The following is a 24,078-nucleotide window of genomic DNA, read 5'->3' as shown; positions in this document are numbered from 1 at the left end:
GAACGCAGTCGGCGAGGCCGACAAGGCTAGGGGCCGTTGATGGAGACTTGGTCGAGATTGTGTCGAGATTTCATGGACGCGATCCGTGCCGTTCAGGAGCGGACGCCGTGCCTGAACGGATGTGCGGCCTCCATGCAATCTCCACAGTGGCTCCAAGAAACATCCACCACCACCTCCCAGACTGCGGGTTCTGCGGTCACATCCGGTGGCTGCGTGCATGCGAGCCTTCCGATGAACAACCGCAGGACCTGGATCATTGCCGCAATCGTTGCGCTTCTTGCGGGCGGCACCGGCTGGTGGCTGTTTGCCGAAAGTGATGATGCCGCGCTGATCACGGCCGCGGCAAGGGTGGCGGACCTGGAAAAGACCGTGCAGGCCGTTGGCCGGGTCAACCCCAAGGAACTGGTGGCGGTGGGTGCGCAGGTATCGGGCCAGGTCAAGCGCCTGCATGTGGTGCTGGGCCAGCGTGTGCACGCTGGTGATCTGATTGCCGAAGTGGATTCGCAGCCGCAGCGCATCGCCCTGCGCAGCGCCGAAGCGGCTGCCAATGCGCTGCGTGCCCAGCATGCCGCCAGCCAGGCGCGCTACGCCCAGGCCATCCGCGTGCATGAGCGCCAGTCGCAGCTGGTGGCGTCGCGGCTGGTTTCGCAGGAAGGTTTCGAGTCCGCGCGGGTGGCGCGCGAAGCGGCGCGCTCTGACGTCGCCGCGCTGCAGGCCCAGATCGAGCAGGCGCTGACCCAGGTGGAAACGGCGCGGATCAACCTGGGCTACACCCGCATCGTCTCACCTTCCGACGGCTACATCGTGGCCATCGTCACCAAGGCCGGGCAGACGCTGAACTCGATGCAGACCACGCCGACCATCGTAATGCTGGCACAGATGGACACGATGACGGTTCGCACCGAGATCGCGGAGGCCGACGTGGAGCTGATCGCGCCTGGCCAACCCCTGTGGTTCTCTACGCTGGGGCCGGGCGGACGCCGCTACGAATCGCATCTGCAGCAGCTTGAACCTGCGCCATCGTCGATTGCCGATGTGGCCACCGGCAACACCGGTGGATCGGCGCAGACGCCGAAGGCGGTGTACTACGCCGGGCTGTTTGACGTACCCAATCCGGGCCTGAAACTGAAGCCGTCGATGACGGTGAAGGTGACGATCCAGCTGGCGCGCGCCGCCAACGCGCTGCAGGTGCCGTTGACAGCAGTGTCCGAGAGCGATGACAAGGCGGGCAACCGCGCGACCGTACAGGTGATCGACGCCAAGGGCCGTGCCCGCGAGCGCGCGGTGACGACCGGCCTGCGCACCGCTACTGCGGTGCAGATCCTGTCCGGCCTCAAGGCAGGCGAGAACGTGGTGGTCGGGCAGGCGCCCAGTGGCGCGGAAGCCGAGCCCACCAGCCTGCTGGGGATGTGAGCATGGCCGACGCGCTGCTGGAACTGCATGGCGTATCGCGCGCCTACCGCTCGGCCGCGGGCGAGGTGGTGGTGTTGAAGGACGTGTCGCTGCGCATCGCGGCGGGCGAGTTCATCGCCATCATCGGCCCGTCCGGTTCGGGAAAATCCACGCTGATGAACATCCTGGGCTGCCTGGACCGGCCAACCGAAGGCAGCTACCGCGTGCACGGCGCCGCAACCGAGCAGATGTCGCCCGATGAACTGGCGCACCTGCGTCGCGAGCATTTCGGTTTCATCTTCCAGCGCTACAACCTGATGGAGAACCTGAGCGCCACCGAGAACGTGGCCTTGCCCGCCGTCTATGCCGGGGTGGAGGCCGATGCGCGCACCACGCGTGCCCGCCTGCTGCTGGAAACGCTTGGCCTGGGCGAGCGGACCGCGAACCGGCCCAGCCAGCTGTCCGGCGGCCAGCAGCAGCGCGTTTCCATTGCGCGTTCGCTGATGAACGGCGGCGCCATCGTGCTGGCCGACGAGCCGACCGGTGCGCTGGATCATGCCAGCGGCAGGCAGGTGATGGCCGAACTCAAGCGCCTGCATGCGCAGGGCCATACCGTGATCCTGGTGACCCATGATGCGGCGATTGCCGCGCACGCTTCACGCGTGATCGAGATCGCAGACGGCCGGGTCGTATCCGACCATGGTACGGGTGATCCCGCGGTTGCACGCAAAGCCGTCGGGCCCGAGCGCAGCACGGAACCGGGCGCCGAGCGCCGCGCGCGCCTGGATGCGACCAGGGAAGCTGCACGGATGGCGGTACGTTCGATGCTGGCCCATCGCCTGCGCACCTTGCTGACCATGCTGGGCATCATCATCGGCGTGGCTGCGGTGGTGACCGTGGTTGCGTTGGGCAAGGGCGCACAGGCGCAGGTCGAGTCACAGATCAACGAACTGGGTGCCAGTACGCTGGAGATCTTCCCGGGTACGGATTTCGGCGACCCGCGCTCGGCCGAGATTGAAACGCTGGTCGTGGGCGATGCCGATCACCTGGCCGCATTGAGTTACGTAGACAGCGTAAGCCCCAACCTGAGCAGCTCGGTGGCCGCTCTGCAGGGCAACCGGCGCGCCAACACACAGGTGCTTGGCGTGGGCGCTGATCTACCCCGCGTGCGCGGGCTGCGCCTGAAGGCGGGCCGGTTCTTCACCGATGCCGAGGTGGATGCCCATCGCGCGGTGGCCGTGCTCGACCAGAAGGCGGCCAAGGCATTGTTCAACGGCAATCCGATCGGCGGCACGGTGCTGCTGGGCGGCATGCCGGTGGACGTGATCGGGGTGGTGGGTGCCAGTGCATTCGCAGGCGGCGCGACGCCCACGGTCTACGTGCCTTACACCTCGGCGGCCTCGCGCCTGCTTGGCAGCCAGCGGCTGGAGAGCATCACCGTACGCGTGCGCGATGACGTATCAACCCGTGCAGCTGAGGCCTCGCTGGGTGCGGAACTGCAGCGGCTGCATGGGCGCCGCGATTTCTTCATCTACAACTCGGACCAGATCCGCAAGGCGGTGATGAAGTCCAGCCAGACCATGGCGGCGCTGGTCTCGGCGATTGCGGCGGTGGCGCTGGTGGTCGGTGGCGTGGGCGTGATGAACATCATGCTGGTGTCGGTGAAGGAGCGCGTGCGCGAGATCGGTGTGCGGCTGGCAGTGGGGGCCCGGCAGGGCGACATCCTGCGCCAGTTCCTGATCGAGGCCGTGCTGATCTGCCTGTTCGGTGGGGTGCTGGGCGTATTGTCCGCGTTGGGCGTCGGCGCCTTGTCCAGTCTGCTGTCACTGGGCGTGCCGTTCCTGTTCACGCCTGGGCCGGTGCTCGCCGCGCTGGCATGTTCGTCTGCAATCGGGCTGGGTTTCGGCTACTTCCCGGCCCGCAATGCCGCGCAGCTGGACCCGATCCAGGCATTGGCGGCGGAGTAGGCTCGCCTGCTATGGCACGTGTAAAGCCGAACCCACGCTCGGCTGCTCTCCGTTCAGACCGCGATGCGCCCTGCGCCGCGCGCAGCGAGCCGAGCATGGACTCGGCGCTACAGCGACTCAGCGCGCCTTGCCTTTGATCGCCACGCTTCCTGGCAGCTGCGCATAGCCGCTGTCGCCCCAGTGCCGGGTGATGCGCTGGAAGAACAACGAGTTGGGCACGCGCAGCAGGCAACCGCGCCCGCCTTCGCCACGATCACTCAGCGTGGTGTAGATCAGGTTGATGTCCACCACCTGGCCGCACAGGCCCGGTTTGTCCACGCTTTCCAGCACTTCGATGGTGTCATTGATGCGGAACGGGCGCGTGGCGACGATCAGGAACGAACAGAACAGGTTGGACAACACGCTCCACGCGGCAAAGAACGCCACCGCGCCGACGGCCATGAACCCGGTCAGCGCGGTCCACAGCACCGAGCGCGAAACGCCCAACCGCTCCAGTATCAGCAGCGCGGCCGCCAGATACAGCAGCAAGGCACCGCCGCGACGCAGGCCCACATGAAGCTCTGGAGCCAGCCTGCCGCGCTGCCGGGCCTGCACCAGCAGCCACGCCAGCGCACGCACCATCACCCACGCGACGCCGAGGATGGCCAGCACCTCGGCCACCGGCACAACCACGGTCAGCCAGTCCTCGATCCAGGCAGGCAATCCGGTCATGGAGGCTACAGCGTCGCCGCGCCGCCAGAAATGGTCAGCAGTGCACCAGAGGTATAACTGGCGCTGTCCGAAACCAGCATCACATAGGCCGATGCCAGTTCGGCTGGCTGGCCGGGGCGGCCGAACGGCGTCTGCGAGCCGAACTGCTCGACCTCCTCGGCGGCCATGCCTGCCGGAATGAACGGCGTCCAGATCGGGCCGGGCAGCACCGCATTGACGCGGATCTGGTGCTCGGCCAGCAGGCCCGCCAGCCCCAGCGTCAGGTTGGCCACCGCGCCCTTGGTCGCGGAGTACGGAAGGATGTTCGGGGTCGGTCGCTTGGAATTGACCGATGCGGTGTTGATGATCGCGCCGCCACCGCGCAGGTGCGGGACGCACAACCGGGTCAGATTGAACACGGCATGGACATTGGTATCGAACGTCCGCTTCCAGTCATCCAGGGTGATGTCGTCGAAGTGCTCGTAGTAGCGCTGGTAGGCCGCGTTGTTGACCAGGATGTCGAGGCCGTCCAGTTCGCTGGCCACGCGGTCCACGAGCGAGCGCGCCTGTGCCGGGTCGCTGATGTCACACGGCACCAGCACGGCTTTGCGCCCGGCCTGTTCGATCTGCTGCTGCACATGGCGGGCATCGTCCTGCTCACCGTCGAGGAACGCGATGGCAACGTCGGCGCCTTCGCGCGCAAAGGCGATGGCCACGGCTGCGCCGATGCCGCTGTCACCGCCGGTGATCAGTGCCTTCTTGCCCTGCAGCAAGCCATGGCCGCGGTAGCTGTTCTCGCCGTGGTCCGGCCGCGGCTGCATCTGCGCGGTCTTGCCGGGGAAGGATTGCTGTTGGGCGGGGAAGGGCGGGCGTGGGTAGTCGGGCAGGGCCATCGTCACTCTCCGGAAGGAAACCGGTGCCAGTCTCCCTCCATGCGGGTAAACGGCCGGAGGGCGCGGTGTCGTTGCAGCGTGGACGCCTGCGCGGAAGACTTCACAACGGATGGGCGATCGTGGTCATGATGCTGTTGGCCGGTTGCCGTGAATCCAGCCGCGTGTGCTGGACGATGATCGGCTGGTCGGATTCAACGAGGGTGGCAAAGCCGGTGCCGCGCGGCACCGGCGCCGGATCCTGCAGGTCGTTGAAGCGCAGGTGACAGGTGCGTCGCGCCGGCACGGTGAACCGGTAGGGGCCCACCGGATCACGGTCTTCGAAGTAGAGGGTCAGCGTGACATGCGCGGGCTCGTCGCCGGCATTGAGTACGCAGCAGGTTTCGTGACTCTGCATCTCCGGTGACGGGCCGTTGCTCCAGGCTGGAATGTAGCCCTCGGCGATAGCCCAGCGTCGATGCCCGATGCAGGAAGCGTTCGTTTCCATGACGCCGTTTTAGCTGGAGGGGTGTTGCCATCGTGTCCAGTCCCCGCACGGAATCCGTGATGACCATCGGCTACCACGCATCGCATGAGCAGTTCCCGCCCGCCACCTTGCTGGGTCTGGCGCTGCGCGCCGAACAGGCGGGATTCGAGGCCGTGATGTGCTCGGACCATTTCCACCCATGGACGACTGCGCAAGGGCAGTCCGGCCACAGCTGGGTGTGGGCCGGCGCGCTGGCGGTGCAGAGCGCGCTGACCCTGGGCATGGTGACCTGCCCGATGCTGCGCCAGCACCCGGCATTGGTGGCGCAGGCAGCGGCGACTCTGGAGCAGTTGGCGCCGGGCCGGATCTGGCTGGCGCTGGGTACCGGCGAGGCCCTGAACGAGCGCATCACCGGCCAGCCGTGGCCAGCCAAGCGGGAGCGGCAGAAGGCACTGCGCGATGCGGCCGAGGTGATGCGGCGGCTGTGGGGTGGCGAGCAGGTCGACCACGACGGTGGCTTCCAGGTGCGCAAGGCACGCCTGTACAGCCGACCGGCGCTTCCCCTGCCGCTGCTGGGGGCGGCCGTCACCGAGGAAACCGCACGCTGGATGGGGCGCTGGGCCGATGGCCTGATCACCATCAGCCAACCGCTGGCGCAGTTGCGGCGTGTGGTTGCGGCGTTCGAGGACGGCGGTGGCAGGGGTAAGCCGATGTACCTGCAGGCCAAGCTCTCCTACGCGCGTGCCGAACAGGCGGCGCTGGAAGGTGCGATGGAGCAGTGGAGCGCCAACGTGCTGCCGCCGGAACTGGCCGAAGGCCTGGACCAGCCCGAACAGTTCGAAGCACAGGCCCGATCGGTCAGTGCCGAGGTGGTGCGCCAGCACGTGCATGTCTCGGCAGACCTGGGCCAGCATCGGGCCTGGCTGCAGGAGCTGCAGGGACTGGGGTTCGATCGCATCTACCTGCACAACGTGAACCGCGAGCAGGAACGCTTCATCGATGACTTCGCCGAACACGTGCTGCCCGCGCTGCGCACTCAGGCACCTTCGGCAGCCAGCCACGTATAGCCGTGGCCCTGCAGGTAACAGCGGCGACCCTGCAGCTTGGCGCCGTGGCCCACCAGCGTGTTCAGCGGACCGCGCAGGGGTACGTCCACCTCGACCGGCTCGTCGCCGAAGTTGATCAGTGCCAGTGCCTGATGGGGTGCCTCACCGTAGCGGAGCATCAGCAGCGCAGGTGAGGGCGGGTCGAGCGTGTGAGGACCCTGCTCCAGCACGGGATGTGCATTGCGCTGCTGCAGCAGCTCGCGCACCCGCAGCAGCAGTGAACCTGGCGTCGCGCGTTGCGCCTCGACGTTCACCGTGCGGTAACCGTAGGGGCCGTCTGCCGGTGGCGCGCGCCAGGCATGCCGCGGTTCGTCGGTGAACCCAGCCCCTGGGCCGTTATGCCAGTGCATCGGCATGCGCACGGCATTGCGTTCGGGCAGCTCCAGACAATCACCGAGACCGATCTCTTCGCCATAGCGGATCACCGGCACCTGGCCCAGCGACAGCAGCGCCGCCCAGGCCATGGCCTGCCATGCGATGTCGCCCTCCAGCATCGGTGCCAGCCGGCGGCGGATGCCACGGCCATAGATGCGCATGCCACGCTCAGGGGCGAAGCGTTCCATCACCGCTTCGCGCTCATCCGGCTCCAACTGCTCAAGGTCCAGTTCATCATTGTTGCGCAGCCAGGCAATGCGTGTGTCCGGCGGCGCGTGCGGGCCGTACTCGGCCATGACCCGCGCCACTTCGCTGGCATCGCCACGTGCCAGTGCGAGGAAGAAATGATTGTTGAGGTGGAAATCCAGCAGGTGCGAAAGCCGCCGCCCGTGGCACAGGAAGTCACCGTAGTGGGACGCGCGGACATCCGCTTCGCCGATCAGTGGCAGCCCTGGTTGCTGCGCGTCTGCCGTGGCGCGCATCGCCTCCAGCAGCCACAGCCCACCGTCGCGCGGGTCGGCGTGGCGGGCGCGCTCGACCATGTACGGAACGGCGTCCACGCGGAAGCCGGCCACGCCGCGCTGCAGCCAGAACGTCATTGCCCGCAGCAGTTCCTCGCGTACCGGCGCATGGGCCAGGTCGAGGTCTGGCTCGTGCCGGTAGAACATGTGCCGGTTGAACGCGCCGGCCGTGGCATCCCATGTCCAGACAGAGGCCTCGATCGGCGGGAACATCGGCTGCAGGCCGTCGTCAGGCATGTGGTCGCTCCACAGGTACCAGCGGCGCCAGGCCGGGTCGCCCTGCTGTGCGGCGACGAACCACGGGTGCGCGCTGGCGGTGTGCTGCATCACCAGTTCGACGATGATGCCGATGCCGCGCGCGTCGGCCGCATCGACCAGGCGCTGGAAGGCGGTCTCGTCGCCCAGGCGTGGATCGATGCGGTAGTGATCGGTGACATCGTAGCCGCCATCACGGCCGGCGTTGCAGTAGAACGGCAGCAGCCACACATGGCTGATGCCGAGCCACTGCAGGTAGTCCAGCTTTTCGGTGATGCCATCCAGGGTGCCCCAGCCGCGGCCTTGGCTGTCGCGGAACAGATACGGGTCGACCTGGTAGATCGCGCGCAGCGGACGCACCGCCATGGGGCTTCTCCGGCACTGTTCACGGGTGACCAGCCTGCTGCGCGCCGGGGCAGCGGTTCGTGAACCGAATGGCACCGCATCATGACGTGGCATCCACGGCCCGTGCATGCCCGGGCGCGCAGAGTGAATGCTCGTCCCGCTGCGCCGAGGAACCTTTCTTCATGCCCCGCCGCAAAACGCTTCGTATTGCGACGTTCAACGTCAACGGCATCGGCACGCGCCTGCCGCAGCTGCTGGACTGGCTGCACAGGGAATCGCCGGACGTGGTTCCCCTGCAGGAGCTGAAGGTCACCGACGCCGCGTTTCCCGCTGCGGCATTGGAAGAGGCCGGCTACGGTGCGCTCTGGCAGGGTGAGGCGCGCTGGAACGGCGTGGCGCTGCTGGCCCGGGGGACCATGCCGGTCGAGAGCCGCCGCCGATTGCCGGGCGAACCCAAGGATACGCAGAGTCGCTACCTGGAGGCGGCGGTGCACGGCGTCATCGTGGGTGCCCTCTACCTGCCCAACGGCAACCCGCAGCCCGGGCCCAAGTTCGACTACAAGCTGCGCTGGATGGAACGCCTGATCCGGCATGCACGCAGCCTGGTCGAGCTGCCGCACCCGGCGCTGCTGCTGGGCGATTTCAACGTGATTCCCACAGACGCCGATGTCTATGATCCCAAGGCCTGGCGGCGCGATGCGCTGTTCCAGCCCGAGGTTCGCGATGCCTTCGAGCGGCTGCTCGCGCAGGGCTGGACCGATGCGCTGCGGAAGGTGCACGGCGACGCCACGATCTACACCTTCTGGGACTATTTCCGCCAGCACGCCGAGCGCGACCGTGGGCTGCGCATCGATCATCTGCTGTTGAATCCCGTATTGGCGGAGCGACTGAAGGATGCGGGCGTCGACCGTTGGGTGCGGCTGCAGGAAAAGGCCAGCGACCACGCGCCGGCTTGGGTGGCGGTGCGGGCTTGATCAACGCGCGGCAGGGCCCGGATCCGGCATCTGCAATGGAGTAATCAAAGCAGGGTGGTCCATACTGTGATGGATAAAACGGAATTTGATAATGCGATTTGACATCGAAAACCCGCTGAGATTATAAGTGGCGCGCGGTGCAGCTATATTGAGAAAAAATGCTGATCTGCTGCACCGTATTCAGCAGTGTTCATCTCCATTAAATAAGGAAGTGACGAATGAACAATGTACTTGCCCTGCAGGCCCTTGAAATCGAATGCCTCGATGTCTCTGAAACCTGCACTGCCTGCCTGTCTCTGATCAGTTCGGATGCAGGCATCGAAGATGGCATGGATCAAGCCTGATCGATCCCGCGTCCTGTTGCCGGCGAGCGCTTTTTGACGGCATCGGGCAGCTGATCTAACGTGCGCCGCCGGCATCGCGTTGGCGGCGCATTTGTACCTGGCCAGCCGCATGTTTCCGGATCAACCCAGCTTGGGCCGGGATGACAGGGAGTTGTTCATGGTCGACACGACGGCACGGATGTATACGTTGTTAGATGATGTTCATTTCGAGAACATCGAACGCTATAGGCCGACGGATGAGTATTCTTCCGTTGCTCGTAACCTGCTCCCTGCCGACTGGCAGTTGCAGCCACGTGGGTTCTGGACACACTGCCGGCCGCCGGGATGGAAGAGCCGCTCCCACGGCTGGAAGATCCACATATCGAGCATCCCGGAGAACGCCGAAGAGACCATCGCGGTAGCGTGCGAAGAGATCGCGGCCGCGGGTGCCATGTTCAAGTTCTGCTCCGATCCGCGCATGCTGGCAATGTCGCTGGGAAAGGGATGGTCACGGTTCCAGCTTGGAAAGTTCATCACGCTCTATCCGGCAGGCGAGGCCCAGTTTCTCAGCCTGCTGGAACGGCTGCACGTACGTACGCAGCACCTCGGTGGACCACACATTCTTACTGATCGCCCGTACAAGGGGAGCAGTGTTGTCTACTATCGCTACGGTGCCCACTCGGAGGGCTTCCGACCCGACATCTATGGCAACAGGGAGCAGGGATTCCGGCTGGAGGACGGCTCTTGGCACGACGACGTGCGAGGTGCCCACTTCCGGCTCCCTCCAGGCTGCACGGACCCGGTGGTTCCGTTGGAGCGTCCTGCGGTCGATCCGCAGCCGGCGGAGATACTGCTCAACCAGCGCTACAGGGTCCTGGGCGCGCTCAAATTCAATGGTACAGGCGGCGTCTACCACGGCGTGGATATGGATACAGGCCAGCGAATCGTGATCCGCGAGGTGCGCGGCTTCGCCGGCTCAATGCAGGCGCTTGCTCCGCATGTGCTCGTGGGCGGTATCCAGCGTGAGGCCAGGATTCTGCAGAAGCTGTCGGGCACTGGCTTGGTACCCGAGTTCGTGGCGCTGTTCAAGGAGTGGAACAATTGGTTTCTTGTCGAGGAACAGCTGGAGGCTTCGACACTCTGGGACAGCGCAATGGACTTCTACTTCTCGGAGGAGCTGCAGACGGCCGCCGATGGCTTCAGGCGCATCCGGGAGAAGATTGTCAGCATTGCAGAGGCGCTCTCCGTCGTGCATTCACGTGGTGTCGTACTTCGCGACCTGACACGTAGTAACGTAATGTTCACCGCCGCCGGGCAGGTGAAGTTCATCGATCTCGAATTTGCGCATGAAATCGGTGTTGACGACCGCTGGGTGAAGGGGTGGACACCCGGATATGCATCGGCGGAACAGCGTGCGTCGCGGCGACCGACCGTGCAAGAGGATCACTATGCGCTGGGTGTGCTGATCCTGGATATGCTCACCTTCTGTGCCTCCGGTCTCGACCTGGCCCGTGGGCAGATCGTCGACGGAAAGTTACCTCAGGTTCTGGCAGATCTGGGCCTGCCCGAGGCGCTGCGGGATATCGTGGTCGGGTTGACCGATCAGGATGCAGGCAGGCGCTGGGACATCGCCAAGGCGTTGAAAGCGCTGGGGAACATTGAAGTGCCATCGCCACGGCGGGTGATGTTTCCGTCCCGCCAGGAGCTGCTGACCGCGCCGATGCCGGCTCCCTCCGGGTGCCGGGCGCTCCAAGACATCCTTTCAGGGCTCGCGGCCTATCTGCACTCCGTTGTCGACACCGGGCGTGATGATCGTCTCTGGCCAGCCGGACCGCAGCTGTTCTTCACCAATCCGGTTTCGCTTCAGTTTGGCGCGACGGGAACTGCATGGTTCCTGCTACGGCATGAGGGGCACCTCGACCCGGCGATTCTTGACTGGATCCAGGACAGGGCGGTCAGTGAGCGGTGCCCGCCAGGGTTGTACTCCGGACTAGCCGGGGTCAGCCTGCTGCTGTTGCAGGCCGGGAGACGGGAAGCGGCGATGCGGGTGCGCGCGGGCGTCGCGCAGTCGGGCGACGCAATGGCAACTCCTAGCCTGTACTTTGGTGCGGCCGGACAGGGCCTGATGGACCTGCACTTCTGGCAGGCCACCGGTGATGGCGCTTACCTGTCATCGGCGATCAGCATCGGCGAAGGCCTGCTGGAAAGCTCCCGGCGTACCCCGCAAGGTCGATTCTGGTCATCGCAGGGCAAGGTCTTCCTTGGGTTGGGTGATGGTCAATCCGGGATTGCACTGTTCCTTAGCTACCTTGGCGTGGCCAGCGGCGATGCCCGATTCCTGGAGGCGGCGTCGCAGGCGCTGGATTACGATATTTCCCATGGCATTCGTGTGGCCGGACGGCTGTTCTGGAAGAATCTGGCGGATGCGCCCGCCAATGCGAGCAACTCACCGCACACACGCTTTGGCGCAGCGGGCATCGGTACCGCCTGCCTTCGGCACTTTGCTGCAACGGGTGAGGTGCGTTTCCGCGAGATTGCCCTGGAGTGTGCGTATTCGGTCCGATCAAGGGTGACCAACAAGTTGTGGCAGGAGAGCGGCAATGCCGGATTCGGTGAGTACATGCTGGACCTGGCTTGCGTCTTGGGGGATGAGCGTTACGCGAATGCGGCCTTCCATCACGCCGAGGCGATCGCACAGCACGCAGTTCCCATGCCCGTCGGGGTGGCGTTCGCGGGCCCGGCACATCACCGGGTCTGCAATGAGTACAGCGTTGGGGGCGCCGGCATCGGCATCTTCCTGGACCGGCTGCTGAAGCGCTCTCCACGATTGCTGATGCTTGATGGCCTGCTCGACCGACGGTCCGGTGCATCGAGGCGACTTGCGTGAGCAGCGCGCGGTGGCGATCCGCGGGCGGTCCTAATCCTTCTGCGCGCGTCGCTCCCGACGCACGCGCGCGCGGGTTCGGTACAGGCGGCTGTCCGCCTTCTGGATGGTGTCGGCCACGGGCTCACCGGCCGTGTTGATGGCCGCACCCATCGAGAACGCGCTGGGCGAAAGCGCGGCGTGGTCCTGGTACCAGTGCTCGAGTTCGCTCAGGCGGCCATTCGCTGGCGCGACCAGCACTACCATGAACTCGTCGCCACCCAGCCGTACCACGGTCTCGTCCTTGCCCAGCGGCGAGCGCAGGAAGGTGGCGAACTCGACCAGCACGGCATCGCCACGGCGGTGGCCCTGGGTGTCGTTGATGTGCTTGAAATGGTCCAGATCGAACATCACGCAGGCCCAGCGCTCGTCAATCAGTTCATCCAGCCGGTGCAGGTAACGCCGGTTGTAGCACTGCGTGAGCGGATCCTTGAAGGACATGTCGCGCAGCTGCTGCTCCTGCATCCTCAGCGCGGTGACGTCCTGTGCATGCCCCAGCACGTAGGGCGGGCTGGCTTCGTTGTCGAGCACGTTGTGGTACGCCCAGTAGTGGCGCGTACCATCGGCGGCAATCAGCTCGATCACGCCAGCGTCGGTGTGGTTTGCCTGGATCCGGGCGAGGTAGGCCCTGAAACCTTCGCGTTTTTCCGGCGGCATCAAGTCACACAGGCTGCGCCCGATCATCTGGCTTTCCTCGAAGCCCAGCGACTGCACCGCCGCCGGATTCACCGAGGTCAATGTGCCGTCCAGCGTGTGGGTGCAGATCAGGCCCAGGCTGTAGTGGAACAGCCGACGGTAGCGGGTTTCGCTCGCTTCCAGCGCGTCGAGCGCGGCTCGTTCGTCCGTGATGTCCTGGATCGCCCCGACCAGGCGCGGATGGCCGTCGACCTGTTGCCGGCTGCCGACCACCCGGGTCCAGATCGCGCGCCCGTCGGCCGTGGTCATCGGCAGCTGTACTTCCCAGGATGTCCCCTCGTCGATGCAGCGCTGTACCGCCGCCTGGATGATATTGCGGCTGTCCTCGCGATAGAACGAGAGTGCGGTCTCCAACGTGGGCGTGAAGTTGCTGCGTACGCCATGCAACTGCTTGGTTTCCCGTGTCCAGCGCACCTCGTTGGTCAGCAGGTCCATCTCCCAGCCGCCTACCCGTGCGGCACGGTTGGTACGCTCCAGGAAGTCCTCACTGCGTTTCAGCTCGCGATGCAGCGCCTTGGCCTGGCCAACCTGCGCCATGAGGGTGCTGCGCTGTTCCAGCACCTGGGTAGTGACCCGAGCCAGATGCACCATCAGTTCACGCTGGGAGGGTGACAGCACACCGGGCATCGGGTCGAGCAGGCACAGCGTGCCGATGCGTGCGCCGTGCGTCGACCCCAGGGGAATGCCGGCGTAGTGGCGGATGCGCGGCCCACCGGTGACCAGCGGATTGGTGGAAAAGCGTGGGTCCTGGCGCGCATCGGGAATCTCGAACAGCTCGTCCTGGCGTATGGCATGGGTGCAGAAGGAAATCTCGCGGGCGGTCTCGCTGACGCCCTCCAGGCCGATGTTGGCCTTGAACCATTGGCGGTCTTCGGCCACCACGGTGATCAGGCCCATGGTAAGGCCGGTCGCGGCGCGGGCCGCGGCGACGATGGCATCGAACACCGGCTCCGGTGGCGTATCCAACAGGTGCAGTCGTTCGATTTCGAGCAGTCGTTCGGCTTCGTCCATGGCGCTTTTCAGGGCTGGGTGGCGAGGGCGGTTGCGGCGGCTGGCTGGCGCTACGCTAGTGTGCGCGCCGTTATGTATCGCCACGGCGGGGTGATGCCGATGTGAGGTGGGCGCGCCGGCTCAGTGCTGTTGGAGCGATGCCTGCAAGGCGGTGGCCAGTGCAGCGTCTCCGGATACCAGGTCCTGCCAGCGCAGTGTGATGCCCTTGCGTCGCCCCTTCTCAACCAGCTTGAGGCCCTCAGGCGCCACGGTGAGAGTGTAGGGTTGGCCGTCGATGTGCAGTTCGCGGCGCAGTGGCTTGTCGAGCGGGGTCATCATCGTTTCCTCGCTGGGGCGGAAGCGCGACGTGGCTGGATCGATACGTGACGGTGATCACGGATGTGCCAACGCCAGGGGAAATCAACAGCGCGGGTGATGCCGATGCGGGGCCCGACCACTGGATCCTCCGGCGGCGGCAGGCCATCGCTGGCGATGACAATGCCGTGGTTGCCGGTCACCAGATCAGCGCCGTCGAAGCTGCGGTCCAGCCCGAAGGCCTGCGAGAGCTTGCCGGGCCCGCTGGCCAGATCGTGGTCGCGGCGCGCGGCGGGACGCAGTTCGCGCATGCGCTCCAGGCCCAGCAGCGGCTCGATGGCCCGCAGCAGCACCGCCACGCCTTCACCCACTTCGCCGCAGACAACGTTGCTGCCCCAGTGCATGCCGTAAGTGAAGTAGACATACAGGTGGCCGGCCTCGCCGAACATGCTGGCCGTGCGCGGGGTCTGCCCGCGATAGGAGTGTGCGGCCGGATCGACACTGCCCGCGTAGGCTTCGACTTCAACGATGCGACCCGTTCGGCCATCGTCACGGACCAGAAGTTTGTTGAGCAGCTCGGGCGCAACTTCAACGGGCGGGCGCCGGTAGAAGCTGCGCGGGAGGATCTGAAGAGAGGCGGGCAACCAATCCGGCACGGTAGAGGCAGGCTCGGGAAAACGGTGATGGCACTGTGGCACCAGACAGGTGAAACGGGCGCAGACGCAGTGTCATTCCTGCGCAGGCGGAACGGCCAGTGCCGCGCGGCGGGAGGCATAGACCTCGGGTGTCTGCGGCTTGATGAACAGTGCCACCAGTTCCGGATACTCGCGCTTCACGGCTGATTCGATGCGGGTGATGCACGCCTCGATCTGCGGTGTCTTCCGGTCATCCTCGAACTCGGCGCTGAGCATGGCCACGACCTGTTCGGGGCCCATCTGCATGGTGGTCACGCCATTTGCGCGGCGCAGGTCCGGATCGGTTTCCGCCACGGCCATGATCCGCTCGGCCACGGCCGGGTGGGCCGGCTCACCCACCAGCAGTCCCTTGGTTTCGCGTGCGAGAAGAAAGGCGGTGGCGGCAAGCACGCCGGCGATGCACAGCGACGCCACACCATCAAGCACCGGCATGTCCAGGATCTGGGCGGCCACGAGCCCGATCAGTGCGAAACCCAGGCCCAGCAGGGCCGCGCTATCCTCCAGCAGCACTGTGAAGGTGGACGGGTCCTTGCTGCGACGGAAGGCTTCGAAGTAGCCCAGTTTGCCCTTGGTACGCCGGAACTCCCGTAGCGCGACCCACCATGAAGCCCCCTCGAACAGGATGGAGATGCCCAGCACGCTGTAGCTCAACGCGTGGTTGGTGGCCGGCTCCGGCCGGCGGATGTGCTGGATGCCCTCGTAGGCCGAAACACCGGCGCCGGCGGCGAACACCAGCAGGGCGACGATGAAGCTCCAGAAGTACAGCTCGCGGCCGTAGCCGAACGGATGCACGGGGTCTGGCGCCTTGCCGGCGCGGCGCAGGCCGTACAGCAGCAGGAGTTCATTCAATGTGTCGACCAGCGAATGCACGCCCTCACTGAGCATGGCCGAGCTGCCGGAGCTGCCGGCAGCAATGAACTTGGCGATGGCGATGGCCAGGTTGCCCGCGAGGGCGGCGTAGATGACCAGACGGGAACCGGTGGGAGCGGACATTTCGGCGGCGGGGTGAGGCGGATTCCTGATCTTCCTGATCAGCGCGTGCCTACTGTGTGCACGGTGCGATCAGCGCCCCTTGGGATTGAGGTACAAACGCGCCCCATCCGATTCACGGTAGCCCGTCCAGCGCCCACCGCCTGACGCGCGGAAGCGCCCGAACACGGTGTTGCTGGTGTCGGTGAGCAGCAGCTGATTGCCCGACAGTACCCAACGGTTGGCCGAGAAGAAGCCATCCGGGCAGCCGGCGGGCACGTAGGCACTGTAGCCGCCGAACCACTCGATGTTCTTCAGCTCGATGGAGCAGGTGTTGCCGTTCTCCTGGCCCAGCGTCCAGCTGCCGAACAGATCGCTGTCGCGCACATCGCGGCCGCCACGGTGGCGGTCGTGGCCCCAGTCGTCGTTGTCGTCGTGGAAACCGAAACCCACGTCGATCTCCTTGCTTTCGCTGCGTGACTCGGACTGCGAGCTGCCGCTGGTGGTGGTCTGGGTGGTCACCGCGCCACTGCTCTGGGTCTGGGTGCTGCTGGATTGCGTGGTCTGGTCGGTGTGGGTGGTCTGTTCGCCGAAGCCGAACGAGGCGTCCTGGGCCAGGGCGGGCAGGGCCAGGCAGCACAACGCGGACAGGAAGGTACGGGCGAGCACGGCAGCCATCGCAGGATCCTCGGAAGGGGGGATCGCGCGAGTATCGAACCGGTGGGGTGGGAGACGGTGTGAGGGTGTGCGCTGGGGCAGCCCAGCGAAGGGTAGTGCCGGCCGCTGGCCGGCTCCCACTTGGCGCCCAGAAACCGAAGGAATGCCGGCCAGCGGCCGGGCACATCCAGCAGCCAGGCATGGCCTGGCGCTACGGGTCGGGTTTCACCCTCACCACCCGTTTCCGGTACTCATACACGTTGTCACCGCGGATGCGCTTTTCCTCGGTGCCGGTGACCCGGCCCACCTGCTGGTCCGAACCGGTCACGGGCTGCGCCTCGATTTCGGTCTCGTGCTCGAAGGAATGTGATTTGTCGGTGTTGCGGTAATAGCGGTACAGCGCCCAGTACAGCGCGGTTGCGCCGGCTGGACCTGCCGCCAACAGCCAGAGGCCACTGTCGTCGCTCATGTCGATGCCACCAGGAAGGCAATTGCGAGGGCTTCAATGACGGTGCCGGTGGCCAGTGCCGCGAGCAGCATCTTCCATTGCTGCACGGGCACGCTGCCCATGGTTTCGCCGGTACGGCCGTTCACCGCGATGTAGTGCAGCATGCCGCCGTTCTTTCCGGGCTGGTGGTACGAGTACAACCACACCGGCAGGTACATCGACACCCAGCGGGTGCCATGCACCTCCAGCTGTTCCTGCTCCCAGCGCACGCCACGGTTGTAGCGCTTCACCGAACCTTCCACCTGTGCGCGGGCAATCGACAGCAGCTGGTCTTCCAGCCGCGGCCGCAGCTTTTCCACATCCAGGTTACGCTTCTCAGAAGTAAAGCCGGCCAGGTACGAGGCGTTCCACTTCACCGCGTTCTTGGTATCGAACGGCAGGATGGTGTTGATGATGTTGTTGGTGTTGGCGCGGGTGTCCAGATTGCCGCGCTCGGCCGAGGATTCCAGCGGCAGGTCATCAACGGTGAAATCGACCTGGCGCTCCACCTGGTAGACATCGGCGTCGTAGAGGGTGCGCTTGTTCTTCTCGCTGCCCACCGTGTACTCGCGCGTCTTGATCTCGCCCTTGCCGGCCACGGCCGCGCTTACATTGCTGTCGACGATCATGTAGGGCAGGAACACGCCCACCACGTTTTCCGGGGTGAACTGGTCCTTGAAGGCCTTCAGCGCGAACATGCGGCGCTTGTCGACGAACTGGCGGATGCGCGCGACCGCGTCGTCCTTCTTGATATGGAAGGGCAGCACCGCATCAGGCACCGCGCCATTGCTGATCTGTTCGTTGACGCCGAACACGTGGCGGCACCAGTGGCAGCGCGCCGTCATCGTGCTTTCGGTATTGACCGTGACTTCGGCGCCGCAGCCGGTGCACTTGAACGTCATCAACGCCGAGGTGTCGGCATCGATGTCGCGTGCGCCGGACGCGATGACGGTGCCGCGCAGCTGGTCGATGGCCTCGGCCAGTCCGAATTCCTCCTCGACCCGCGCGCCATGCCATTCGTGACGGCAGTACAGGCAGACGAGGATGTCGGTGCCGGCCTTGGGCCGGATGTCGGTGGCGCCGCACTTCGGGCAGCGGTTGAGGCCGTCCTTCAGCTCGCTGGCCGAGGTATCGATGGCCACGGGATCGGGCGCTTCCACTTCATCGCGGATCGCCTGCGGCAGCTTCGAGGTGTCCAGCGGGAAGCTGCCGGGCAGGGGAGGGACGTCCTGCGGCGAACCGGGCCCATCCAACGACGCCGCCGGCAGGGGCGGCGGCGTCGCGGGCGCGGATCCGGGCAGCGGCGGTGGGCCGTTTCGGGGATCGGACATGTCGGTTGTGCGTCCTGCTGTTACAGGCCCAGTGCCTTGGCCTTGAGCGCGTCGTAATCGCTCTGGGTGATCAAGCCCAGGTCCAGCATTTCCTTGGCCTTCTTCAGCTTGGCGACCGGATCGTCGGCAGCCGGGGTGGCCGGCTGCTGCATGCCGCCGACACCGAACATGCCCGAGGCCATGCCGACACCGACCAGGCCCGCCGCACCGCCGTTCTCGCCGGCCGACTGGATGCCCTGGGCGACGCTGGCCTGCAGGTTGGAATTGCCGCGCGAACCGGACAGCGCATCGGCGCGCTGCACGGTCTTCAGCAGTTCGCGGGTGTTGGCGTCGTACTCGATCGAGACGATGGCGGTCTTGACGATGGCCAGGCCGCGGTCGGACTTCCACTGGTAACCCTGCTCGACGGCGGCCGACAGGCTCTGCGCGAAGCCCAGCGAGTCCTGCTGCAGCTTGGTGATGCGGTTGCCCTTGCCCGGATCGTTGGTATACAGGCTGAAGGCCGGAGCCAGCGAACCGACCACTTCATTGAACAGCTGGCTGGCAGCGGCGTTGTCCAGATCGGTGAAGTCGAACACCTGGCCCGGCCGCAGGTAGCTGGCCGGTACGAAGTTCTTCACGAACAGGATCGGGTCGACGATCTTCAGCGTGTACGAGCCGCGGGTGATCGCACCGACCTGGGTATTGAGGAAACCGTCGTCCCAGTAGATTTCCGACTGGGTGCCGAAGCGGTTGTCCGGCAGTTCCTTCAGCGAGACGAAGTAGGCCGCCTGCTGCGCGCCCGGCTGGCCGCCGAACTTGAAGCGTTCCCAGCTCTGCTTGATGAAGGTGCTGACCAGGCCGTCGCCGGCGAAGATCGACTGCGAGTTCAGGTCGTCCGAACGCCATTCGTAGCCACCCGGTTCGGCGACGAATGCGGTGATCGCGCCGTCCTGGAACAGCAGCAGGCCGTAACCTTCGGGCACGATGATTTTCGAGCCGTTGGTGATGATGTTGGACGAGCCGCTGGTGTTGGAGCCGCGGCCGGCATTGGTGCCCTGCGGCACCGCCGCGAACAGGGCGGCCGTGGACGGCAGGCCCGCCGGCACGGTGTAGAAGTCCTTCCACTGGTCGGCCAGCACACCGCCAACCGCACCCTTCACCGCCTGTACCAGACCCATGTCCAACACCCTGTGATTCGAGGGCAGGCACCATGCCTGCCGAGCTTGGCTGAATATAGCAGTGGCCGGGGGCGGCTGTGGTGCCGGCAGGTGAATGGGCGCCACGGGGCCCCGGTAATAGTCCGGACGTTGATTCCGCCGCCGACTCCGGGCCTAATCCGAGGAGGGGCAATGACGTCCCAGCCGACGCTGTGTCGGGCCTGGCCAAGGAGGGTGCAGAGCATGCCGCGCTACAAATCCGAGGAACGCAGTGCACAGTACTACGCACTCTTCGAGCCGACTGACATTCTGGAAAATGGGCGCTGGAACCTTGACGCTCCGGTTCTGATTGATGCGATGCCCGTCGCATCGGCCGAGTCATTTGCCACGATGGACGAGGCGCCGGATAACGTCGACTTTCTTCTGCTGAGCGTCGACGCGCGTGAGGTTGAAGACTACGAGCTGAGCGATGAAGAGTATGCGCGTGGCGAAGACGCTTGGTGCCTAATCACTCTTTCCAACCGCAACTTCGCCGGCGCCATCTCTGTGCGGACACTTCCAATTGGTGATGGCTCTGGTGAGGGAAGTAGGCCTGAAAGACTCTACATGTCCGTGCAGAAGGACGAGACAGGACGCGCGGCGACCTCGAGCAATAACCTGCGCTCCTTTCTGAGTGAGGCTGCCGAGACGTCGCAGGTCGAGGCAGCGCTTCGTAGCGTCGATGTGTCGCTGCATGGCGTTGCGGTCTACGACGTCGGGCAGGCCAACTTCAATGCCCTTGTGGATCAATACGAACATCCTCGTCTTTTCTTTGATTTTGGCCGGCCCATATACATAAAAGGCTTCAGCTCTCCAGCATTGGATAACTTCAATCCTCTGGTCTTCAGCAAGTCGTGGAAATCCAACGAGCCAGTGGTCCTGTCTCATTTGGATCAGGATCATTGGCACTTCGCATTCAAGTCTGGTGTGGCTCGCTGGGACAAGAGCAAGGGTGCCTGGATAGTGAATCCTGTATACCGTCGTACGGCTCGGGAAAGGCCATGGGTTGTCCGCTTGCCGCCATCGACGGTGGCCCTGGGTGCAAGTCACCTCCACCTTCTTTTGTCTCTCAAAAGCAGGAAACTGGCTGGAGGGGCGAGCGCGCTTCACATCTGGAACAGTAATTGGCCGGATATCAGTGTTGGCTCTGTGGTGATCCATCGATGCGATCCGGGCCCGAATACGCCCAACACGCCTGCATATCTGAAGAACAACACTTCCCTGGCGCTAAGAGTGGAATCCGATCATGCGCGCGTTCTGCTGACCGGTGACGCTGACTATCCATCCATTCCGTCATCTGCCAAGCAGGATCTCACCGGAATGGTAGCTCCTCACCACGGCGGTGAGGTTACTGCGAACAGCACGCCAGCAGGGGTCGGCCCAGGTCGAATGGTATTTTCAACATTCAATGGTGCGTATCCCGGCAATCCATCCTCCCAATCATCGTCAGAAGCTCAATTGGCTGGCTGGATCGTGACACAGACCAATTGGCGCTCCTATTGCAGCAGATGCCAGAAGCAGCACGGGCATAAGTACATACCTTTGCTCGCAGCTCCACCTCGATGCGGCTGTACCCACGTGGAACATGCGCAGATATGCCTGCCCACAGGTCCGTGACACTTCAAGTGCGCCCTTACAACATGTACGGAATCTTGAACGCCAGCGTGAAGTCCGGCGCATCCGGGGTCAGCCCGATGCCCAGCAGCGTCACCAGCGTGGTGTGCTGGTTCAACGCATAGGTCACGCCCAGGTTCAGGGATGCCGCATTGGCATCACTGCCGATCACCTTCATCCACTTGCCGCCCTGGAAGCGGGTGGAGGCGCGGGCGCTGATGCGGTCACTGAAGGACAGGCTCAGGCTGGTCCGCTCGTTGAACGCAAAGGCCACGCCTGCGCCGAAGTACACCGAGCCACCCAGCTTCACGTCGCCCGGATTGACCGTGTCCGGATTGCTGTCGATGTCGTTGAATCCGCGCGGGATGGAGTGCACATAGCCGATGTTGGCGAACAGGATGGCCGGGTCGGCGGTCTTCACCATCGACAGGCCGAGGTTGGCCTGCCATACGCCGTTGCCCGTGGGCTGCTCGCGCGGCACGGCGAAGCGGATGTAGTCATCGTCATCGCGCTCGATCACCTTCCAGTCCAGACCGTAGGGTGCGCGTCCGGTGGGGGCGGTGACGCCGGCCGTGAGCACGGTCTCCGGGCGCCAGCCGCGTTCGCCGAACAGCCGGTAGTTCGCGCTCAGGCCAATGTCGCCCAGGCCGTTGCCGTTGGTCTGCTCCTGCGCGATGGCAGCTGCTGCACCGCCGGCGCCGCCTTTCTGGTACACGGTGCGCCGCGCCAGGTAGGGCACATCCAGGTTGAGCGTCAGGTTCGGGCTGACGCCCCAGCGGGCCGCCACGTTGTAGGTCAGCGAGTCGGACTCCACGTTCTCGATGGCGATATTGCCGAGGAAGATGGCGTCCAACGCGAGGAAGCCGTTGAGGGTGAGCTGCTTGCGGTCGTAGCGTGCGTAGGTGAGGCTGTTCTCGATGGTGAAACGACGCGAGAACAGGGCCGATTGCTGCTGTTTCACGTCGTCCACGCTGCGGCGCGACTCCTGCCTGGCCTGTTGTGCTTCTGCGGCGGAACTGGCGTAACCCTCGCTGCTCGGTGGAGCCGCGGCGGCCGCTGCCTGCGCCAATGGCGCGGCCGGTGGGGTCGAGGCTGGGCCAACCCGCCCGCCCAGGCGCGCCTGCATGGCCTGCACCTGCATGTCCAGTTCGCGCAACCGCCGCACTTCCTGTGCGTAGTTGGCCTTCAGCTGTTCCAGCTGGTTGGCCAGGGCCTGCACGTCGGCGCCATCGTCCGGCGTCGTCGGTGCGGCAAGGGCGGTGCCCGCCAGCGCCGCCAGCGCCATCGGGGTGATCCTCATCAGGGTGTGCATGTTCGTGTCCTGCGTTGTGGAGCGTCTCCCCCAATGCCGCGCCGTGCTACTGGCCCGGCCCCATGCCGCGGTTCAACGCAATCGCCTGGGCCACGTTCTGGCTCAATGGCAGGTTGCCGCCCACGGCGTTGCGCACCAGCTCCAGCTGCAACTGGTTGCTGGCGATCTGGCCGTCACCGGCGAGGGCGATGCCCTGGCCGACGCTGCCATTGCGGATCCACTGCTGCACCAGCCCCTGGCCATCCACCTGCAGCAGCAGGCGTGCCTGGTTGCCTTCCAGCACCGCCGTCGCGCTGGCGCCGCCCTGCTGCGCACTGACATTGCCTGCGCCATCAGAAAGAGCCGCCGGCACGTCACCCTCGCGAACCGTCAGCGTGGTGACGTTGCGCGCGACATTGCCATCGCCGGCCACCTGCACGCTCTGCACCAGGCCGCTGGCATTGGCCAGGCCGCTGCTGTCAATGCTGCGTCCGTGGGTATCGGGCAGCGGCGCATCGGCTGCCGTGACATGCACGCTGGGCTGGAAGCTGAGTTTCGGCGCGCCACCGCCACGGAAGTCCATGCCCAGGGTCAGGCCGCCCTGCAGGGTCGTGCCGTTGCTGGCCTGCCACTGCGACACCATGGTGACCCCGAACCAGGCGACGTTGTTGCCGCCCACGGTGTAGCGCCCCCGCATCAGGCTCAGCTCCGGATCGGGGATTTCCGTGAGGCCACGCCCGGTCCTGCCGTCGGCGGCCTGCAGGGGCAGGGCAGGGGCCATCAGCAGCAGAGCCATCCATACGTGTTGGCGGAACATGGTCATACCTCCTCAGAACAGGTCGGCGTGGCTGAAGCCGAAGTCGACCAGTTCGGCATCGGTGATCGGCCCTTGCCGCGCGAAGAGCGCGCGGGCACTGGGCCGTTCGCTGGGTTGCAGAAGAGCGGTGTTGCGATCGAAGTCGCTGCCGATCACCACGAAGACCGCGCGCGATGGCCAGGCGGCCAGGAACTCCGGCAGCGCCAGGCTGCGGTTGCCGAGGATCGGGTCAGCCACTTCCACGATGCCGTTGCGCACCTGCTTGAGCACCACGAAATGGCGGAAACCGCGCACGTCCATCAGCACCAGTCCCGGCACGCGAAGGGTGCGCAGTCGTGTTTCGTCGATGCGGTAGCCCCGGCCACGCATGCCCAGCGACTCCACGTAGCGCTTGATGTCGAGCAGGGAGAAGCCGCGTTCGGCTACCAGCGCTGGATCGGAAACCCCCATCATCCCTTCAATCACCGTCGCCTCGTCGGTCTGCAGGTGGTAGGCGTGGCGAAGGATGGTCGCCAGCGCCGCAGCCCCGCAGCTGTAGTCGGTGTGCTGGCGTACCACGTTGCGGTAGCGCCGCTCCTGCATGCTCTCCACCTTCTGCTGCAGCAGCGCTCCATTGGGCAGTACGCCACTGAAGCGCACGTCGCCCGCCCACGCAGGAACAGTGGCCAGCAGCAACAGGCAGGCCAGCAGGCACATCGAAAGACGGCAACGGATCATCACAGTCTCCGGCAGCAGGGGGGAGCCCCTGCCCCAAGGGGGAGGAGGGACAGGGGCTCCCGGGAACCCGGCCATTGGCGGACGGCCGGGGTGT

General features: G+C 65.3%; 22 protein-coding genes. 7 read left to right on the top strand and 15 right to left on the bottom strand.

Going from position 1 to position 24,078, the window contains the following annotated elements:
* The first annotated feature begins 231 nt into the window (after nt 1-231).
* Together AC5P9N_RS02795 and AC5P9N_RS02790 are read left to right on the top strand one after the other, a co-directional pair.
* Entirely contained in the window at nt 232-1,413 is a 1,182-nt protein-coding gene (locus AC5P9N_RS02795) for an efflux RND transporter periplasmic adaptor subunit (RefSeq protein ID WP_049460139.1), read from the top strand.
* A 2-nt stretch (nt 1,414-1,415) separates the two neighbouring features.
* The gene (locus tag AC5P9N_RS02790; protein WP_111189733.1) at nt 1,416-3,359 is read left to right on the top strand and encodes a MacB family efflux pump subunit; all 1,944 of its coding nucleotides are present in this window, start codon (nt 1,416-1,418) and stop codon (nt 3,357-3,359) included.
* A gap of 117 nt (nt 3,360-3,476) precedes the next feature.
* Here the strand turns inward: AC5P9N_RS02790 and AC5P9N_RS02785 are convergent, their stop codons facing one another.
* From AC5P9N_RS02785 to AC5P9N_RS02775, 3 genes are all read right to left on the bottom strand, one after another.
* Nucleotides 3,477-4,070: a mechanosensitive ion channel domain-containing protein gene (locus AC5P9N_RS02785; protein WP_043033375.1), complete on the bottom strand. Its 594-nt coding sequence runs from the start codon at nt 4,068-4,070 to the stop codon at nt 3,477-3,479.
* A gap of 5 nt (nt 4,071-4,075) precedes the next feature.
* Nucleotides 4,076-4,942 carry a glucose 1-dehydrogenase gene (locus tag AC5P9N_RS02780; protein ID WP_043033376.1) on the bottom strand — a complete coding sequence of 289 codons (867 nt, stop codon included), beginning with the start codon at nt 4,940-4,942 and terminating at the stop codon, nt 4,076-4,078.
* A 100-nt stretch (nt 4,943-5,042) separates the two neighbouring features.
* Nucleotides 5,043-5,426, bottom strand: coding sequence for a sensory rhodopsin transducer (locus AC5P9N_RS02775; protein WP_164212564.1), 384 nt, complete (start codon nt 5,424-5,426; stop codon nt 5,043-5,045).
* A gap of 59 nt (nt 5,427-5,485) precedes the next feature.
* On the opposite strand from AC5P9N_RS02775, the gene AC5P9N_RS02770 reads away from it, so the two are divergent.
* Nucleotides 5,486-6,472, top strand: coding sequence for a TIGR03885 family FMN-dependent LLM class oxidoreductase (locus AC5P9N_RS02770; RefSeq protein WP_099484651.1), 987 nt, complete (start codon nt 5,486-5,488; stop codon nt 6,470-6,472).
* Here AC5P9N_RS02770 and AC5P9N_RS02765 read toward each other — a convergent pair.
* Nucleotides 6,442-8,028 (bottom strand): alpha-amylase family protein, encoded by a 1,587-nt coding sequence (locus AC5P9N_RS02765; RefSeq protein WP_099484650.1) that lies wholly within the window; start codon nt 8,026-8,028, stop codon nt 6,442-6,444. The genes AC5P9N_RS02770 and AC5P9N_RS02765 overlap by 31 nt on opposite strands.
* 161 nt (nt 8,029-8,189) lie before the next feature.
* On the opposite strand from AC5P9N_RS02765, the gene xth reads away from it, so the two are divergent.
* The 3 genes from xth (at nt 8,190) to AC5P9N_RS02750 (ending at nt 12,191) form a co-directional block, all read left to right on the top strand.
* Nucleotides 8,190-8,981: an exodeoxyribonuclease III gene (xth, locus tag AC5P9N_RS02760; protein WP_164212563.1), complete on the top strand. Its 792-nt coding sequence runs from the start codon at nt 8,190-8,192 to the stop codon at nt 8,979-8,981.
* Nucleotides 8,982-9,199: 218 nt separating this feature from the next.
* Nucleotides 9,200-9,325, top strand: a complete 126-nt coding sequence (locus AC5P9N_RS02755; protein ID WP_254913561.1) for a hypothetical protein — start codon at nt 9,200-9,202, stop codon at nt 9,323-9,325.
* 157 nt (nt 9,326-9,482) lie between these two features.
* Nucleotides 9,483-12,191 carry a class III lanthionine synthetase LanKC N-terminal domain-containing protein gene (locus AC5P9N_RS02750; RefSeq protein WP_164094156.1) on the top strand — a complete coding sequence of 903 codons (2,709 nt, stop codon included), beginning with the start codon at nt 9,483-9,485 and terminating at the stop codon, nt 12,189-12,191.
* A 30-nt stretch (nt 12,192-12,221) separates the two neighbouring features.
* Here the strand turns inward: AC5P9N_RS02750 and AC5P9N_RS02745 are convergent, their stop codons facing one another.
* From AC5P9N_RS02745 to AC5P9N_RS02710, 8 genes are all read right to left on the bottom strand, one after another.
* Nucleotides 12,222-13,934: a sensor domain-containing diguanylate cyclase gene (locus AC5P9N_RS02745; RefSeq protein ID WP_043033382.1), complete on the bottom strand. Its 1,713-nt coding sequence runs from the start codon at nt 13,932-13,934 to the stop codon at nt 12,222-12,224.
* A 120-nt stretch (nt 13,935-14,054) separates the two neighbouring features.
* Complete coding sequence (locus tag AC5P9N_RS02740) at nt 14,055-14,249, bottom strand: hypothetical protein (RefSeq protein ID WP_005413550.1); 195 nt, start codon at nt 14,247-14,249, stop codon at nt 14,055-14,057.
* Complete coding sequence (locus AC5P9N_RS02735; protein ID WP_043033383.1) at nt 14,249-14,884, bottom strand: DNA-3-methyladenine glycosylase; 636 nt, start codon at nt 14,882-14,884, stop codon at nt 14,249-14,251. Before AC5P9N_RS02735 ends, AC5P9N_RS02740 begins: the two co-directional genes overlap by 1 nt.
* 72 nt (nt 14,885-14,956) lie before the next feature.
* The gene (locus AC5P9N_RS02730; RefSeq protein ID WP_099484648.1) at nt 14,957-15,916 is read right to left on the bottom strand and encodes a cation diffusion facilitator family transporter; all 960 of its coding nucleotides are present in this window, start codon (nt 15,914-15,916) and stop codon (nt 14,957-14,959) included.
* 69 nt (nt 15,917-15,985) lie between these two features.
* Nucleotides 15,986-16,570 carry an AprI/Inh family metalloprotease inhibitor gene (locus AC5P9N_RS02725; protein ID WP_043033385.1) on the bottom strand — a complete coding sequence of 195 codons (585 nt, stop codon included), beginning with the start codon at nt 16,568-16,570 and terminating at the stop codon, nt 15,986-15,988.
* 190 nt (nt 16,571-16,760) lie between these two features.
* Complete coding sequence (locus AC5P9N_RS02720; protein WP_005409784.1) at nt 16,761-17,018, bottom strand: hypothetical protein; 258 nt, start codon at nt 17,016-17,018, stop codon at nt 16,761-16,763.
* A complete protein-coding gene (locus AC5P9N_RS02715) occupies nt 17,015-18,367 on the bottom strand; it encodes a hypothetical protein (protein ID WP_099484647.1) in 1,353 nt (450 codons plus the stop codon). The genes AC5P9N_RS02720 and AC5P9N_RS02715 overlap by 4 nt, the downstream gene beginning before the upstream one ends.
* A gap of 20 nt (nt 18,368-18,387) precedes the next feature.
* The gene (locus AC5P9N_RS02710; RefSeq protein WP_005409782.1) at nt 18,388-19,527 is read right to left on the bottom strand and encodes an SPFH domain-containing protein; all 1,140 of its coding nucleotides are present in this window, start codon (nt 19,525-19,527) and stop codon (nt 18,388-18,390) included.
* Nucleotides 19,528-19,749: 222 nt separating this feature from the next.
* Here AC5P9N_RS02710 and AC5P9N_RS02705 point away from each other — a divergent pair, with 222 nt between their 5' ends.
* A complete protein-coding gene (locus AC5P9N_RS02705; protein ID WP_143569554.1) occupies nt 19,750-21,162 on the top strand; it encodes a ComEC/Rec2 family competence protein in 1,413 nt (470 codons plus the stop codon).
* A 16-nt stretch (nt 21,163-21,178) separates the two neighbouring features.
* Here the strand turns inward: AC5P9N_RS02705 and AC5P9N_RS02700 are convergent, their stop codons facing one another.
* Genes AC5P9N_RS02700 through AC5P9N_RS02690 form a run of 3 tightly spaced genes read right to left on the bottom strand, consistent with a single transcriptional unit; the run spans nt 21,179 to nt 23,984 of the window.
* Nucleotides 21,179-22,471 carry a transporter gene (locus AC5P9N_RS02700; protein ID WP_043033388.1) on the bottom strand — a complete coding sequence of 431 codons (1,293 nt, stop codon included), beginning with the start codon at nt 22,469-22,471 and terminating at the stop codon, nt 21,179-21,181.
* A 46-nt stretch (nt 22,472-22,517) separates the two neighbouring features.
* Nucleotides 22,518-23,267 (bottom strand): hypothetical protein, encoded by a 750-nt coding sequence (locus AC5P9N_RS02695; RefSeq protein WP_099484678.1) that lies wholly within the window; start codon nt 23,265-23,267, stop codon nt 22,518-22,520.
* A gap of 12 nt (nt 23,268-23,279) precedes the next feature.
* The gene (locus AC5P9N_RS02690; RefSeq protein WP_012480358.1) at nt 23,280-23,984 is read right to left on the bottom strand and encodes a C39 family peptidase; all 705 of its coding nucleotides are present in this window, start codon (nt 23,982-23,984) and stop codon (nt 23,280-23,282) included.
* Nucleotides 23,985-24,078 lie beyond the last annotated feature (94 nt).

The sequence above is a fragment of the Stenotrophomonas sp. YJH_SMC_6 genome, assembly GCF_059371335.1.
This window is presented reverse-complemented; position numbering and strand designations above follow the sequence as displayed.

Coding starts and splice junctions, on each gene's coding strand:
- AC5P9N_RS02795 (WP_049460139.1), top strand. CDS start 232: ATGAACAACCGCAGGACCTGGATCATTGCCGCAATCGTTGCGCTTCTT.
- AC5P9N_RS02790 (WP_111189733.1), top strand. CDS start 1,416: ATGGCCGACGCGCTGCTGGAACTGCATGGCGTATCGCGCGCCTACCGC.
- AC5P9N_RS02785 (WP_043033375.1), bottom strand. CDS start 4,070: ATGACCGGATTGCCTGCCTGGATCGAGGACTGGCTGACCGTGGTTGTG.
- AC5P9N_RS02780 (WP_043033376.1), bottom strand. CDS start 4,942: ATGGCCCTGCCCGACTACCCACGCCCGCCCTTCCCCGCCCAACAGCAA.
- AC5P9N_RS02775 (WP_164212564.1), bottom strand. CDS start 5,426: ATGGAAACGAACGCTTCCTGCATCGGGCATCGACGCTGGGCTATCGCC.
- AC5P9N_RS02770 (WP_099484651.1), top strand. CDS start 5,486: ATGACCATCGGCTACCACGCATCGCATGAGCAGTTCCCGCCCGCCACC.
- AC5P9N_RS02765 (WP_099484650.1), bottom strand. CDS start 8,028: ATGGCGGTGCGTCCGCTGCGCGCGATCTACCAGGTCGACCCGTATCTG.
- xth (WP_164212563.1), top strand. CDS start 8,190: ATGCCCCGCCGCAAAACGCTTCGTATTGCGACGTTCAACGTCAACGGC.
- AC5P9N_RS02755 (WP_254913561.1), top strand. CDS start 9,200: ATGAACAATGTACTTGCCCTGCAGGCCCTTGAAATCGAATGCCTCGAT.
- AC5P9N_RS02750 (WP_164094156.1), top strand. CDS start 9,483: ATGGTCGACACGACGGCACGGATGTATACGTTGTTAGATGATGTTCAT.
- AC5P9N_RS02745 (WP_043033382.1), bottom strand. CDS start 13,934: ATGGACGAAGCCGAACGACTGCTCGAAATCGAACGACTGCACCTGTTG.
- AC5P9N_RS02740 (WP_005413550.1), bottom strand. CDS start 14,249: ATGACCCCGCTCGACAAGCCACTGCGCCGCGAACTGCACATCGACGGC.
- AC5P9N_RS02730 (WP_099484648.1), bottom strand. CDS start 15,916: ATGTCCGCTCCCACCGGTTCCCGTCTGGTCATCTACGCCGCCCTCGCG.
- AC5P9N_RS02725 (WP_043033385.1), bottom strand. CDS start 16,570: ATGGCTGCCGTGCTCGCCCGTACCTTCCTGTCCGCGTTGTGCTGCCTG.
- AC5P9N_RS02720 (WP_005409784.1), bottom strand. CDS start 17,018: ATGAGCGACGACAGTGGCCTCTGGCTGTTGGCGGCAGGTCCAGCCGGC.
- AC5P9N_RS02715 (WP_099484647.1), bottom strand. CDS start 18,367: ATGTCCGATCCCCGAAACGGCCCACCGCCGCTGCCCGGATCCGCGCCC.
- AC5P9N_RS02710 (WP_005409782.1), bottom strand. CDS start 19,527: ATGGGTCTGGTACAGGCGGTGAAGGGTGCGGTTGGCGGTGTGCTGGCC.
- AC5P9N_RS02705 (WP_143569554.1), top strand. CDS start 19,750: ATGCCGCGCTACAAATCCGAGGAACGCAGTGCACAGTACTACGCACTC.
- AC5P9N_RS02700 (WP_043033388.1), bottom strand. CDS start 22,471: ATGCACACCCTGATGAGGATCACCCCGATGGCGCTGGCGGCGCTGGCG.
- AC5P9N_RS02695 (WP_099484678.1), bottom strand. CDS start 23,267: ATGTTCCGCCAACACGTATGGATGGCTCTGCTGCTGATGGCCCCTGCC.
- AC5P9N_RS02690 (WP_012480358.1), bottom strand. CDS start 23,984: ATGATCCGTTGCCGTCTTTCGATGTGCCTGCTGGCCTGCCTGTTGCTG.